Origin of the sequence: Mesorhizobium sp. YC-39 (assembly GCF_025753795.1) — a bacterium.
Taxonomy (GTDB): domain Bacteria; phylum Pseudomonadota; class Alphaproteobacteria; order Rhizobiales; family Rhizobiaceae; genus Mesorhizobium.
In genome coordinates this window covers 135,494-149,827 of sequence record NZ_JAOWPS010000005.1, presented here as the reverse complement: position 1 = coordinate 149,827, position 14,334 = coordinate 135,494, and the positions used below count along the sequence as shown (strand labels likewise).

Genomic DNA, 14,334 nt, shown 5'->3' with positions numbered 1-14,334 from the left:
TGGCCCTTACCAGCGCAATGTGGGCAAAAGGTGACAGGTTTTTTAGTCAAACCTAACGCATTTCGGTGGGCGCTTCAGCCCCGATCAGCGTCAGGCCGGACGTCAGAACGTCCGAAACAGCCTGCACCAGCCCTAGTCTGGCATGCGTCAATTCTCGGTCGTTAACCTTAACAAAACGTAAGTCGGGATTCTCGGTGCCCCTGTTCCAGTGTCCGTGGAAGCTGGAGGCAAGGTCGTAGAGGTAGAATGCCAGCCTGTGCGGCTCGAGCGCAAGAGCCGCGGATTCAATCAACCGGGGATATTCGGCAAGCTTCCTGATCAGGCCGATCTCGCCCACATCGGCCAGCGAAGCGGTCGCGGCGGCCAGCCGATTGCGATCGAAATTGGCCTCGCCCAATTGCTCGCTCGCCTGCCGGAACACCGAATGGCAGCGCGCCGAAGCGTACTGCACGTAGAACACCGGATTGTCCTTCGACTGCTCGGTCACCTTGGCGAAGTCGAAATCGAGTGGCGCATCGTTCTTGCGGTAGAGCATCATGAAGCGGATCGGGTCGCGACCGACCTCCTCCACCACCTCGCGCAGCGTCACGAAATCACCCGACCGCTTCGACATCCGCACCGGCTCGCCATCGCGAAAAAGCCTCACCAACTGGCAAAGCAGCACGGTGAGCTTGACCTTGTCGTCGGCGATCGCCCGGGCGAGCGCTTCCAGCCGCTTCACATAGCCGCCATGATCGGCGCCAAGCACATAGATCAGCTCGACGAAGCCACGGTCGACCTTGTCCTTGAGGTAAGCGACATCAGCGGCGAAATAGGTGAAGGTGCCATCCGACTTGACCAGCGGCCGATCGAGATCGTCGCCGACCGCTGTCGAGCGGAACAGCGTCTGTTCGCGGTCCTCCCAATCGTCCGGCTTCTCACCCTTGGGCGGCGGCAGCTTGCCCTTGTAGATATGGCCCTTCAGCGTCAGGTCAGCGATCGCCGAGCGGATCTTGCGGGCGTTGTCGGCATGCAGCGTGCGCTCGGAGAAGAAGACGTCGTGATGCACGTTGAGCAGCGCCAGATCCTGGCGGATCATCACCATCATCGCATCGATCGTCCGGTCCTTGACGATGGCAAGCGCCTCCTCATCCGGCATTTGCAGCAGGGAGCGTCCGAATTCGCCGGCCAGCTCCTGGCCGACCGGAATGAGATAGTCACCCGGATAGAGCCCGGCCGGAATCTCGCCGATGTCGTCGCCGAGCGCCTCGCGATACCGCAACATTGCGGAGCGGCCGAGCACGTCGATCTGCGCGCCGGCATCGTTGATGACATATTCCTTGGTCACGTCGTAACCGGCGAATGCCATCAGATTGGCGAGTGCATCACCCACCACGGCACCACGGCAATGACCGACATGCATCGGACCAGTCGGATTGGCCGAGACATATTCGACATTGGCCTTCCTGCCGCCGCCGACCGTCGAACGCCCATAGTTGCGGCCTTCGCCGAGAAGTGCGGTCAGATGCGCCTGCCAGAACCCGTCCTTGAGTCTGAGATTGACGAATCCAGGACCCGCGACATCGGCGGCGGCGATATCGGGATCGGCGCGCAGCGCTTGCGCAAGCCTGTCAGCCAGCGCGCGTGGAGACTGGCCGGTCGGCTTGGCCAGCACCATCGCCGCATTGGTCGCGAGATCACCATGGCTGGCGTCGCGCGGCGGCTCGACTGCGATACGCGACAGATCAGGTGAGGCGCCCTCGCTGTCCTTCAGATCAAGTGCTTCGACAGCTCTTGCGACTCGCGCGGTGAAATCGGCGAAGATGTTCATTGGTGTGGCTCTGGCGGCTTTAAGGGAATCCGGCTCATTGGCCGGCAAAATCGTGCCCGCCCTAGCTCAAATCCGGCGTATGGTCAAACAAACGGCGGTGTTCCTTCAAAGCGTAGGTATCAGTCATGCCCGCCAGGAAATCGGCGACGCCCCGCGCCTTGATACGGTCCTCGGCCCGGTCGAGCCCTTCGCGCCAGCCATCGGGCATGGCGCGCGGATCGGCGAAATAGACATCGAACAGGTCCTTGACGATCTGCTCGGCGTCGGCGCGCACGCGCATGACCTCGCTGTGCCGGTAGAGGTGCTTGTAGAGAAAGGCCTTCAATTCCTTTTCGAGCGCGGCCATGTCGGTGGAAAAACCCACCATCGTCTCGCCTGCCGCCCTCACCGCTTCGGCGCTATCCGGCTTGATGCGCGCAAGGTTCGCATGTGTCGACATGATGACGTCCTCGACCATGATCGTGATCTGCCGGCGCATCAGTTCGTGCCCCGTCCTCACATCGTCCAGCGCCGGATAGCGTTGGCGCACGCCTTCCAGGATCGACCCCGGCAACGAAATCTTTTCCAGCATATCCAGCGTCAGGAACCCGGATCTCAACCCGTCGTCGATGTCATGGGTGTTGTAGGCGATGTCGTCAGCGATCGCCGCGCACTGCGCCTCGATGCCGGCGAAGCGGTCGAGTTCGAGGTCGTGCAACTCCGAATAGTCGCGGATCGCCTGCGGCACCGGCCCTTTCAGGCCTTTCCCCTGGGCATCGGTCAATGGTCCGTTGTGCTTGACCAGACCCTCCAGCGTTTCCCAGGTGAGGTTCAGCCCGTCGAATTCGGCGTAGCGCCGCTCAAGCCGCGTCACCACGCGCAGCGACTGCGCATTGTGGTCGAAGCCGCCCCAATCGGCCATCTTCTCGTCCAACGCCTCTTCACCGGTATGGCCGAAGGGCGTGTGGCCGAAATCATGCACCAGCGCCACGGCCTCGGCCAGATCCTCGTCGCCGCACAGCGCCCGTGCCAGGGCGCGTGCAATCTGCGCCACCTCGATCGAATGCGTCAGCCGGGTGCGGTAATGATCGCCCTCATGCGCGACGAACACTTGCGTCTTGTGCTTCAGCCGGCGGAATGCCGTCGAATGGATGATGCGGTCGCGGTCGCGCTGGAACGGCGTGCGGGTCGGGCTCTCGACCTCATCAAACAGGCGCCCGCGCGACTTGGCCGGATCGCTGGCATAGTCCGCGCGCGGCCGATAGCCGAATCCGATGTCGCCCAACTCGTTGGTCATGGCCCCCAACTCATTGCCATGGGCTTTGCCGCAGTTGACTTGCCCCCTCGCGCTTCATACCTATCATATGCAACTGAAAGCAAGGTGACGCCGATGGGCGCTGATGCCAAGACTGCCATGAAAGTCGAGATGACCGACGCCGCCGCGAGAAGGATCGCCAAGATTGTCTCTGGCGAAGCCGGCAAGACGGCGCTGCGCGTTTCTGTCGAAGGCGGCGGCTGTTCCGGTTTTTCCTACAAGTTCGACCTGGTCGACACGCGCAACGATGACGACGTCGCCATCGAGAAGGACGGCGCCACCGTGCTGATCGACGACCTCTCGCTGGTCTATATGGGCGGCTCGGTGATCGACTTCGTCGACGACCTGATGGGCCAGTCGTTCCAGATCAGGAATCCGAATGCGGTCGCCTCCTGCGGCTGCGGCACCAGTTTCTCCATCTAAACCATGCCCACCATCGGCGCGGTCCGTCAGGTCGCGCTCTCGGCCGGGCGCGATCTCGACACAACCCTGGGATTCTGGCGGGATGTGCTCGGCATGAGCGTTCATGCCCGTTACGATCCGCCGGGCATCGCCTTCATCATGGCGGGCGACGTGCGCCTCTTCTTTACCGATGGCGTGCCGGCGGGGATCGTCTATCTCGACATGTCGGGGCTCGATGCCTTCCACGCCGAGGCAAAGGCCGCCGGCGTCCCCTTCACCGCGCCGCCGGCGCTCGTTCATCACGATACGCAGGGCCAGTTCGGGCCAGCGGGGGAAAGCGAATGGATGGCCTTCCTAAAGGACCCGGCAGGCAATACGATCGGCCTCGTCGAACGCCAGAAGCCGCAACAGCAATGAGGCCGTCATGAAGATCGTCACCTGGAACATCAACGGCGTTCGGGCCCGCCTCGGCAATCTCACCCATTGGCTGAGCGAAAGCGCGCCTGACATCGCCTGCCTGCAAGAGATCAAGACGGTCGACGAGCAGTTTCCGCGCGCCGAGGTCGAGGCGCTTGGCTACAATGTCGAAACCCATGGCCAGAAGGGTTTCAATGGCGTCGCCATCCTGTCGAAACTGCGCTTCGACGAGGTTATCAGAGGCCTGCCGGGCGACGACGCCGATGAGCAGGCACGCTTCATCGAGGGCGTATTCTCCACCGACAAGGGCAGCTTGCGCGTCGCCTCGCTCTATCTGCCGAACGGCAATCCGATCGATGACGAGAAGAAGTTTCCCTACAAACTGTCCTGGATGGCGCGGCTCGAACGCTGGGCCGAGGAGCGGCTTCTGCTCGAAGAGGCGCTGGTGCTGGCCGGCGACTACAATGTCATCCCCGAACCGATCGACGCCAGATTCCCGGAGAATTGGCTGGGCGACGCGCTGTTCCAGCCGCAGACGCGGCAAGCCTTCCGCCGGCTGATGAATCTCGGCTTCACAGAAGCCGTGCGCGCGGTTACCGACGCGCCGGACACCTACACGTTCTGGGACTATCAGGCCGGCGCCTGGCAGAAGAACAACGGCATCCGCATCGATCACCTGCTGCTGTCGCCGGAGGCCGCCAACCGCTTTTCATCAGCCTCGATCGAAAAGTATGTGCGCGCCTGGGAAAAACCCTCCGACCACGTGCCGGTAGCCATCGAACTGGCGCTGCAGCCCGCTTGATCAACCCGCCGCCCGGCGGCACATTCATAAGTTGACCTCTTATCGCCACAAATCGCGCGCTTGATGAGAAATCATCATGGTGGCTGGGGTTCCCATGACTATCCGATTTGCTCTGTGCCCGATCGGCTGCGCGCTTGCCATGGCTGTGGCGACGCCGGCTTTTGCCGATGCGGAATGCCTGGCTAACGGGAAATCGTTCCAGATTGGCCAGGTCGCCTGCCTGACGCTTTCCGGCGAGAGCCACCTCGCCCGCTGCGACATGGTGCTCAACAACACGTCGTGGACGAGGGTGGACGACGAGTGCCCGGGAAACAAGCCGGCACCACGCCTGCACCCAACGTCGATCTCTACACCGGCACCGAGCCTGGTGCCTGCGGAGCCGACCGAAAACTGATTTTCCGATAACTGGAAAGCGGCAATCCCGCCTACTGGTCGCCGCCGCCCTTGGTGAGGATGTCGTCGGCCAGCGAAATCGCGGTGCGACGATCGGCTTCGCCGGCGGCGGCAAACGCTTCTTCCTGCATGCCACGTATCCATGGCTGGTCGGCCGGCGCGGCGCGTTCGAGCGCCGCGGTCATCATCGCCAGCCCGCGAACGATCTTGCCGCTCTGGAACAGCAAATTGCCGAGTGTCGCCTGTGCGCCGGCATGACCCTTTTCGGCAGCGAGCTGGAACCAGCGGCCGGCCTGCTTGACGCTTGCCTTGACGCCGCCCTCGCCCTTCAGGAACATCTGGCCCATCTCGAACTGGGCGTTCGGGTTGCGATAGTTGGCGGCGGCGCGCATGTAATATTCCTGGGCCGCCACTTCGTTCTCGGCGACCGGGCTGCCGGGGATGCCCTTCCGTAGATAGTCGCCGAGCGCCACCAGCGCGTCCGACACATAGCTCTCTTCCGGCGAGCCGGGCTCGACATCCTGGTCGACGATCTCTGAGAAGAACTTGAACGCGGCATAGTCGTCGCGCGCCACGCCATCGCCCTCGGCATACATGCGCGCAAGCTTCCAGGTGGCGCCGATCTGACCATTTTCGGCCGCGTATTTATAGGCTTCCGCAGCCTGCTCCTTGTGGCCGTTCTTGTAGGCGGAAAAGCCGAACTGGAACACCGCCCAGGGGCTCGACTGCGGCTTCACGCCGGTCTTGTCGTCGAACACCTTGTCGTCGAAGGCCATGGCCTGGCCCACGGCGCCCAAGGTCGCGCCAAAAGTGGCGATCGCGACCAGTGCCGAAAAGACAGACGACCTCAACAACTCAGATATCCGCATAACAATGTGTTTCTTTGGCACCGCCCGGATGGGTGACCGCGCCATCGCGGGCAGGCCCTACCGTTTGTGCATATTTCCAAATCGCGCCTGACTGATAGTCGGTCGTGCGCGCCTTCCAGGCCTTTGCCCTCGCTGCCAGTTCCGTGTCGGACAGATCGACTTCGATCGTGCCGTTCACTGCATCGATCGAAACCACGTCACCATCCCTGAGCAATCCGATCGGGCCGCCCACTGCGGCTTCCGGCCCGACATGGCCGATGCAGAAACCGCGCGTCGCGCCCGAAAAGCGTCCGTCGGTGATGAGGGCCACCTTGCCGCCCATGCCCTGGCCGTAGAGAGCCGCCGTCGTCGACAGCATTTCGCGCATGCCCGGACCGCCGCGCGGACCCTCATAGCGGATGACGAGAACCTCGCCTTCCCTGTAGTTGCGGTGCGTAACCGCCTCGAAACATTCCTCTTCCGAATCGAAACAACGCGCCGGACCGGAGAATTTCAACTCCGCCATGCCCGCGACCTTCACGATCGCGCCTTCGGGGGCAAGGTTTCCCTTCAAGCCCACGACACCGCCGGTCTGGGTGATTGGTCGGTTGGCGGGATGGACCACATCCTGGCTATCATTCCAGGCAACGTGCTCCATGTTTTCGGCCAAAGTGCGGCCGGTCACCGTCAGGCAATCGCCATGCAGATAACCGTGGTCGAGCAGCGTCTTCATCAGCAGCGGAATGCCGCCGGCCTCGAACATGTCCTTGGCGACATATTTGCCGCCCGGCTTCAGATCGGCGATGTAGGGCGTCTTCTCGAAAATCCGTGCCACGTCGAACAGGTCGAACTTGATTCCGGCCTCATGCGCGATCGCCGGCAAATGCAGCGCCGCATTGGTCGAGCCGCCGGTGGCCGAAACCACGGTCGCGGCATTTTCCAGCGCCTTCAGCGTAACAATGTCGCGCGGGCGGATGTTCTTTGCGATCAACTCCATGATCTTTTCGCCAGAGGCGAAATTGAAGCGGTCGCGCATCTCATAGGGTGCGGGCGCGCCGCAGGAATAAGGCAGCGCCAGACCGATCGCTTCGGCGACGGTGGCCATCGTGTTGGCGGTGAACTGGGCACCGCAGGAGCCGGCCGACGGACAGGCCGCCTGTTCGATTTCGAGAAGTTCGGCATCACCGATCGTGCCAACCGAGTGCTGGCCGACCGCCTCGAATACGTCCTGGACGGTGATCTGCCTGCCCTTGTAGGAACCGGGCAGGATCGAACCGCCATAGATGAAGATCGACGGCACGTTGAGCCGCACCATGGCCATCATCATGCCGGGCAGCGACTTGTCGCAACCGGCAAGGCCGACCAGCGCATCATAGCAATGGCCGCGCATGGTGAGTTCGACCGAGTCGGCAATGACCTCGCGCGACACAAGCGACGATTTCATGCCCTGGTGGCCCATGGCGATGCCATCGGTGACGGTGATTGTGCAGAATTCGCGCGGCGTGCCGTTGGCGGAGGCGACGCCCTTCTTGACCACTTGCGCCTGGCGCATCAGCGAGATGTTGCAGGGTGCTGCTTCGTTCCAGCAGCTCGCGACGCCGACCAGCGGCTGCGCGATCTCGGCCGCCGACAATCCCATCGCATAGAGATAGGATCGATGCGGCGCGCGCGCCGGACCGACGGTCACATAGCGGCTGGGCAGCTTGGCCTTGGAGATGACTCTGGCGTCCATACTCTTCCTTGCCGCGGGCGGCGCGGCCTGCCTCATCGCCTGGCCTTCTTGGCGCGTGTCCCGAGACGGATTTGAGGTGCGCCGGGTTTATGGCGGGAAATAGGCAATGTTCCCGGCGAGGTTTCTACATTACAGGATGTTCAGAAACTGTTGCCGAAACGTCACAATCGCAGCGACGAAGGGCGTGCGGCGTATTTGCAACGTCGGCCGAGGCGCGGTCATCGTGGCAACGCCGTCCGCAAGGTCCATTCATGATAAAAGGCCGGGCAATGCCCGGCCTTTTGTTCTTTGATATTAAGTGGTTACCACTTGACCTTGACAGAGGCCGCAAGCGCCGTGACCAAATCGTTGCCGAACGTATACGTCACGTCATCGCCTGAAATGTCAGTTCCGTTGAATTCCGGCCCGACCTCGCCGCTGGTCATCACGCCGATCGCGCCGCCAAACCGAAGTTCGACGTTCTCCGAGGGGGTGAAGGAAGCGCCACCGCCAACAGTCCAGGTGTCGGTCTGCGTGCTGAGGCCGGTAGTGGTGCCACGATCCCAGGTCAAGGTGATCGCGCCGCTCCACTGCTCGTTGAATTTATGGCCGATGCCACCGGAAACAGTCCAGCCGTCGCGATAGAGCAGATCAAGCGAGGTAACGAAGCCTACGCCTTCATAGGTACAGGGCAGAATACCCTGAATCTGCCTCGAACAAAAACTGACAAGCTGGAGTTGGCTCCAGTCGACCCACTTGATCGAGCCGAAGGCCAGCCAGCCGGGTGCTATGCCGGATTGCAATTTGAACTCGACCGACTGCGGCATGGACTGGTTGCCGAAAACCGGAATGACCTGTCCATTGACCTGCGAAAGGTCGACCTGGCCGGTGATGTCGCCAAGGTCGACAGCGCTGTTGTAGACAAGGCTGGCGCGCAGCGCGATATCAGGAATTTCATAGGCCGTGCCAATGCGCCAGCCAACCCCGTCGCCGGCAAGTTCCAATAGACCTGTTCCATTGCCGACGGAGGCGAATGCCGGCGCAACCTGCCTCAGCTTGAAGCCGCTGACTTCCTGGTAGAAAACGCCGCCGATGAAGCGAAGCTGCCCTTTGCCGACATCCATCTTGTAGGAACAGGTCGCGGCATAGTTCTCGCTATCGATCTTTGTCTCGATGTTGTTGTTCACGCCCATCCAGTCGAAGCCCGGATTGGAGTGGGCACCCCACGGCTCCGAATAGTCGGCCATGCAGTCGACATGTTGGCCGATGCCGACCTTGATGCCCAGACGAGGCGAAAAATAGTCTTCTGTTTCATGGACGCCGTCGGTCTTTCCCCCGCCGAACCCGGTCGTCCCGATGCCATCAGACGGATCGATATCAACGACATTGTTCAGCGTCCGGTCGGGCATGACATAAGTGCCGGCGACCTCGCCGGTGACCTGTGACGGATCGAACAAAAGATCGATATTGTAGCCGCTGCGCTCAAGGCCGCCAGCATGCACCGTCCCGATCAGAGCCAACGAAAAGCACCCCGCCCCCAGCAGCGCTTTCAGACTCAATTTATTCATGAAACTCCTCCCCGAATATTAGTGGGGCAAAGCTAGAACCAATTCGGGTTAATGGCGCAACAACGAATTCGCGACGCGTACATGTACACCCCAATCGAACGCATTTTCGACAAAGTCCACGCGTTCGCCACAAGACCGGAAAACGGTCTTCTGGTCGCAAATCGACGAAAAAAATCGAAAAGAGCCGCTTAAAATGGCGTGAAAACAGACTATTTTGGGGAGATTAGGCCCAATTGTTACATTATGGCAACAATAGGGCTAAATCTTCCGTTTACGTCAATATTAACGCTGCGGAATGCCTGCTTTTGAAGCACAAGCGCCGGTCTCGGGGCAGTCTTGGCAGCAGGCGAATCTATCGATCAACTGGCATCGCGGACCCGTGTCAGCGCCACCGAAAGCTTCTCTTGCGCCTCGCGATATTCGGCAAGTTTTTCGCGCTCGGCCTCCACCACTTCTTCCGGCGCGTTGGCGACGAATTTCTCGTTCGACAGCTTCTTGTGCAGCCGGGCGATCTCCTCGGTCACCTTGGCCAGTTCCTTCTGAAGCCGCGCCGCTTCAGCGGTGAAATCGATCAGGCTGCCGAGCGGCAGGCAGATGGTCGCCTCATTGAGCACGATCTGGGCAGAGCCCTTGGGGGCTGCATCCGCCAGTGAAATATCGCCGACCCGCGCCAATCGCTTGATGGCAAGGCCATGGCGATCGAGCCGCTGGCGCGTTTCCTCGCTGGCGCCGATCACCACCAGCGGCGCGATCGCCGCCGGCGGCACGTTCATTTCCGAGCGCACCGACCGGATACCGGACACAAGGTCGACCAGCCAGTTGATGTCGGCCGCCGCTTCCGCATCCTCGAAGTCGGGCGACGGCCACGCCGCATGACAAAGCAGAGAAGACCGTTCCTGACCCTCCCCTGCCGTCTGCGCCCACAGTTCTTCGGTCATGAACGGCATCATCGGATGCAGCAGCTTGTAGATCTCGTCGAGCACGAAGGCGACGCAGGCCCGGCTTTCGGCCTTGGCGGCCTCGTCCGTACCCATGAAGACCGGCTTCAGCAGTTCCAGATACCAGTCGCAGAACAGGTTCCAGACGAAGCGGTAGGCAGCACCCGCCGCCTCGTTGAAGCGATATGAGGTGATGCCGTCCGTTATATCTCGGGCTGCTCGCGTCAGTTCGGTCAGGATCCAGCGGTTGACCGCCAGCTTGGCGTCGTTCAGCCAGAAATCGTCGTTGCGCGCGACCTCGTTCATCTCGGCAAAGCGCGTCGCGTTCCATAGCTTGGTGCCGAAATTGCGGTATCCGGCGATCCGCGCCGGATCGAGCTTCACGTCGCGCCCCTGTGCTGCCATCACCGTCAGCGTGAAGCGCAGCGCATCAGCACCGTATTCGTCGATGAGATCCAGCGGGTCGATGACGTTGCCTTTCGACTTCGACATCTTCTGCCCGTTCTTGTCGCGCACCAACGCGTGCATATAGACGGTGTGGAAGGGCTCCTCTTCCATGAAATGCAGGCCCATCATTATCATGCGGGCGACCCAGAAGAAGATCAGGTCGAAGCCGGTCACCAGCACGTCGGTCTGGTAATAGGTCTTCAGCTCCGGCGTCCTCTCCGGCCAGCCAAGCGTCGAGAACGGCCACAGCGCCGACGAGAACCATGTGTCGAGCACATCCTCGTCGCGGGTCAGGATCTCGCCCGGCTTGAAGTTTTCGAGCTTGTCCTCGACCCAGGCCTTCCACGGCCCCTCCAGCGCCAGGTAATATTCGACCGCGGCGCCGAGCGCCTCCTCCTCGGTCTTCTCGACGAAGACACGCCCGTCCGGCCCGTACCAGGCGGGGATCTGGTGTCCCCACCAGAGTTGGCGCGAGATGCACCAGGGTTCGATGTTTTCCATCCACTGGAAGTAAGTCTTCTCCCAGCTACCGGGTATGATCTTGGTCCGCCCTTCGCGCACGGACGCGATCGCCGGCCGGGCGAGTTCGGCCGCATTGACATACCACTGGTCGGTCAGAAACGGTTCGATCGGCACGCCGCCGCGATCGCCATGCGGTACCGCGTGGCGATGCGGCTCGACCTTGTCGAGAAAGCCGCCGGCCTCCATCAAATCAACGACCTTCTTGCGCGCAACGAACCGGTCGAGCCCGTCGAGCTCGTCCCAGACCGCCTGACGCTCCGGCGTCACCTCCAGCCCGGCGAGAAAATCCTCATTGTCCTTGAGAGTCACCGCCGCCTCGACGGTGAGGATGTTGATTGCCGGCAGTTTGTGGCGCCTGCCGACCTCGAAGTCGTTGAAGTCATGCGCCGGCGTGATCTTGACCGCGCCCGAGCCCTTTTCCGGATCGGAATACTCGTCCGCCACAACCGGGATCTTGCGGCCAACGATCGGCAGGACGAGGTTCTTGCCAACCAGGTGCCGAAAACGCTCGTCGTCGGGGTGCACCGCAACGGCCGTGTCGCCCAGCATCGTTTCGGGGCGCGTCGTGGCCACAGTGATGAAGGTCTTCGGGTTTTCCGGATCGAAGGCCACACCCTCGACCGGATAGCGGAAGTGCCACAGATTGCCATTGACCTCCTGCTGCTCGACCTCAAGGTCGGAAATCGCGGTCAAGAGCTTCGGGTCCCAGTTCACAAGGCGCTTGTCCTTGTAGATCAGCCCTTCCTTGTAGAGCGTCACGAACACTTCGAGCACGGCCTTGGACAGGCCCTCGTCCATGGTGAAACGCTCGCGCGACCAGTCGGCCGAGGCGCCGAGCCGCTTCAACTGATTGAGGATCGCGCCACCGGATTCGGCCTTCCACTCCCAGACCTTTTCGATGAACTCTTCGCGCGTGAGGTCGCGGCGGTGGATCTGCTTCTCCATAAGCTGGCGTTCGACCACCATCTGCGTGGCGATGCCTGCATGGTCCATGCCGGGCTGCCACAGCACGTTCTTGCCGCGCATGCGCTCGAAGCGCACCAATATGTCCTGCAGCGTGTTGTTGAGCGCATGGCCCATATGCAGCGAGCCGGTGACGTTGGGCGGCGGGATGACGATGGTGAAGGCTTCTGCACCCTCCTCGGAGCCAGCGCCGGCGCGAAACGCGTCGGCCTCTTCCCAGAGTTTTGCGATCTTCGGCTCGACGGTTTTGGCGTCGTAGGTTTTTTCGAGCATGGAAAGGCGTCCGAGCTGTCGGGATTTGTTGGGTTTGGTGTAAATCGGAAGGCAGTTGGCAAGTCAACCGCAGCGAAGCTGCAGATAGTATGACCAGTAGATAGGAGCCTCATAGTTCGAGGCAATTCGCACAAGCGATCCTCCATGCGCCCACTCCTCTTGACCAGTGATCGCAAACCGCCATAGCTTTCCGACGCTGCTGTAGGGCGCATCGGCTTTGGCCGGAGGGGCATTGCCCGCCTACGACACCTCAACGCGCCCAAGCCGAATATGTCGAATTTCGAAAACTTCAGGAAACAGGCCAAGCTCCACCTGCGTTGGCATCGCGAACGGTACTATCCCGTCGCGGCTGCGATCGGGTCGATACTGCCGCGTTTCCGCCATCTGACCGATCGCCAGATCCTGGATCACAGCTTCAAGCTTGCCGACGCCCAGGAACTGGTTGCCAGGAAGGCTGGTTTCGAAAACTGGCAGGCGCTGAAGAAAGGCCTTCAACCCATGACCGACAGCATGACCTCCGATGCCGAAAAACCCTTCCTTGCCTTGGCCGAGCCGCAGCTTTTTGTCTCCGACATCGCTACCGCCCGGGCGTTCTATGAACAGAAGCTCGGCTTCACGACGCGCTTCGCCCATGGCGAACCGCCCTTCTACGCCCAAGTCTTGCGCGACGGCGCGCGGTTGAATCTGCGCCATGTCGACAAGCCTCTCTTCGACAACGACTTGAGAGCAAGAGAGGACCTGCTGTCGGCAACCATCGTGGTCGACGCCATCAAGCCGCTGTTCCTGGAATATCAGGCGGCAGGGGTCGACTTTCACCAGACGCTGCGGACTGAACCGTGGGGCGCCCGCACCTTCATCGTCGGCGATCCCGACGGCAATTTGATCGCTTTCGCAACACCGGCGGGAAGCGGCTGAGCCACGGAACAAAAAACGCCGCTCGATTGGCGGCGTTTTCCTGCGTCGACTGTCGCGATTTGCTACTGCGCGCCGCGCGCCACGCGCTCGATTTCCTCGCGCACCAGCCGCTCGACCAGTGTCGGCAGATTGTTGTCCAGCCAGTCCTGCAGCATGGGCCGCAGCATCTCTTCGGCCATTTCGTCGAAGGTTTTCTTGCTGCGGCTGGCAAACGCGTCGGAAAGCTCGCCGAAGGCAGCGGCAACCTGCCGGCCCGTATGTTCGGAAAGGATTGCCGGACGAGAAGTCAGTGCCTCGCTTGTCGCCGGATGCGCCGATCCACTTCGCGGCGGAGCCGGCTCGAAAGCAGGTTCGGCTGTCACTTCGTCCTCGACAACCTCGGCCTCCGGCGGTCGATGCGTCTCGGCCCTGACAGGGGCGTTGCCCGGCTTGCTCACCGCTTCCTCGACCGGGGCGGTCTCTTGCCGCCAATGGGCAACGATGCTGTCGGTCGTCTCGGCAACCCTTGGCGCGGCAAGCGCATCCGGCCTAGCGACCGGGGCCGGCTCGGCGGCAACCCTGGAACTCACCTGTGCAAGCGTCAGTGGAGGTTTGACCGGAGCCGGATCGGATCGCACCGGTGGCTCCATGCGTGCGATGACAGGATCGGCAGGTTGCGCATGCACCTCGGTCCGCCCGGCGGGCCTCATAGCATCCAGTCCCGGACGCAATTCAGAGCGAAAAGCATCCACCTCAGGTGCCGTCCTGGCTACCTCCGGCGCGCCTGCCGCCGGTGGCGTCCCGCCTACCGCCGGTGGCGTCCGACCTGCCGCCGGTGCCGACACTGGAACAGACGCCAAATCCTGAAGCAACTCATCTGCTTCGCCCGGCTGCTTGCGGCCGGTGTCGCTGTCCTCAATGATCCTCCTGATGGAAGCCAGTATTTCTTCCATGGAAGGTTCGCGTTGCACGCTGCTTGCCGTCGCCATCGTCACATCCGCCGCCCTTGTGACACCTTGCAGATTTCCCACCCGGCCAAAGCCGATGCGAAT

At 61.8% G+C, this 14,334-nt stretch carries 12 protein-coding genes; 5 read left to right on the top strand and 7 right to left on the bottom strand.

Annotation, left to right across the window (positions count from 1 at the left end; genetic code table 11):
- Positions 1–52 precede the first annotated feature (52 nt).
- Positions 53–1,810 (bottom strand): arginine--tRNA ligase, encoded by a 1,758-nt coding sequence (gene argS, locus OHD62_RS26420; protein ID WP_263788987.1) that lies wholly within the window; start codon positions 1,808–1,810, stop codon positions 53–55.
- A gap of 61 nt (positions 1,811–1,871) precedes the next feature.
- Positions 1,872–3,086: a deoxyguanosinetriphosphate triphosphohydrolase gene (locus OHD62_RS26415; protein ID WP_263788985.1), complete on the bottom strand. Its 1,215-nt coding sequence runs from the start codon at positions 3,084–3,086 to the stop codon at positions 1,872–1,874.
- Between the two features lie 93 nt (positions 3,087–3,179).
- Here OHD62_RS26415 and erpA point away from each other — a divergent pair, with 93 nt between their 5' ends.
- From erpA to OHD62_RS26395, 4 genes are all read left to right on the top strand, one after another.
- Complete coding sequence (gene erpA / locus OHD62_RS26410) at positions 3,180–3,527, top strand: iron-sulfur cluster insertion protein ErpA (RefSeq protein ID WP_006335221.1); 348 nt, start codon at positions 3,180–3,182, stop codon at positions 3,525–3,527.
- Between the two features lie 3 nt (positions 3,528–3,530).
- Entirely contained in the window at positions 3,531–3,923 is a 393-nt protein-coding gene (locus OHD62_RS26405; protein WP_263788943.1) for a VOC family protein, read from the top strand.
- Positions 3,924–3,930: 7 nt separating this feature from the next.
- Positions 3,931–4,725, top strand: a complete 795-nt coding sequence (gene xth, locus OHD62_RS26400) for an exodeoxyribonuclease III (protein ID WP_263788939.1) — start codon at positions 3,931–3,933, stop codon at positions 4,723–4,725.
- A 76-nt stretch (positions 4,726–4,801) separates the two neighbouring features.
- The gene (locus OHD62_RS26395; protein ID WP_263788937.1) at positions 4,802–5,119 is read left to right on the top strand and encodes a hypothetical protein; all 318 of its coding nucleotides are present in this window, start codon (positions 4,802–4,804) and stop codon (positions 5,117–5,119) included.
- A 31-nt stretch (positions 5,120–5,150) separates the two neighbouring features.
- On the opposite strand, the gene OHD62_RS26390 is transcribed toward OHD62_RS26395, so the two are convergent.
- The 4 genes from OHD62_RS26390 to OHD62_RS26375 form a co-directional block, all read right to left on the bottom strand.
- The gene (locus OHD62_RS26390; protein WP_263788935.1) at positions 5,151–5,987 is read right to left on the bottom strand and encodes a tetratricopeptide repeat protein; all 837 of its coding nucleotides are present in this window, start codon (positions 5,985–5,987) and stop codon (positions 5,151–5,153) included.
- Entirely contained in the window at positions 5,974–7,698 is a 1,725-nt protein-coding gene (ilvD, locus tag OHD62_RS26385; RefSeq protein ID WP_263788932.1) for a dihydroxy-acid dehydratase, read from the bottom strand. Before ilvD ends, OHD62_RS26390 begins: the two co-directional genes overlap by 14 nt.
- 302 nt (positions 7,699–8,000) lie before the next feature.
- Complete coding sequence (locus tag OHD62_RS26380) at positions 8,001–9,245, bottom strand: OmpP1/FadL family transporter (protein WP_263788929.1); 1,245 nt, start codon at positions 9,243–9,245, stop codon at positions 8,001–8,003.
- Positions 9,246–9,604: 359 nt separating this feature from the next.
- On the bottom strand, positions 9,605–12,388 hold the full coding sequence (locus OHD62_RS26375) for a valine--tRNA ligase (protein WP_263788926.1): 2,784 nt from the start codon (positions 12,386–12,388) through the stop codon (positions 9,605–9,607).
- 270 nt (positions 12,389–12,658) lie between these two features.
- Between OHD62_RS26375 and OHD62_RS26370 the strand changes: the two genes are divergently transcribed.
- Positions 12,659–13,303: a bleomycin resistance protein gene (locus OHD62_RS26370; RefSeq protein ID WP_263788923.1), complete on the top strand. Its 645-nt coding sequence runs from the start codon at positions 12,659–12,661 to the stop codon at positions 13,301–13,303.
- A gap of 62 nt (positions 13,304–13,365) precedes the next feature.
- Here the strand turns inward: OHD62_RS26370 and OHD62_RS35760 are convergent, their stop codons facing one another.
- The gene (locus OHD62_RS35760; protein WP_263788921.1) at positions 13,366–14,271 is read right to left on the bottom strand and encodes a PopZ family protein; all 906 of its coding nucleotides are present in this window, start codon (positions 14,269–14,271) and stop codon (positions 13,366–13,368) included.
- Positions 14,272–14,334: the final 63 nt, after the last annotated feature.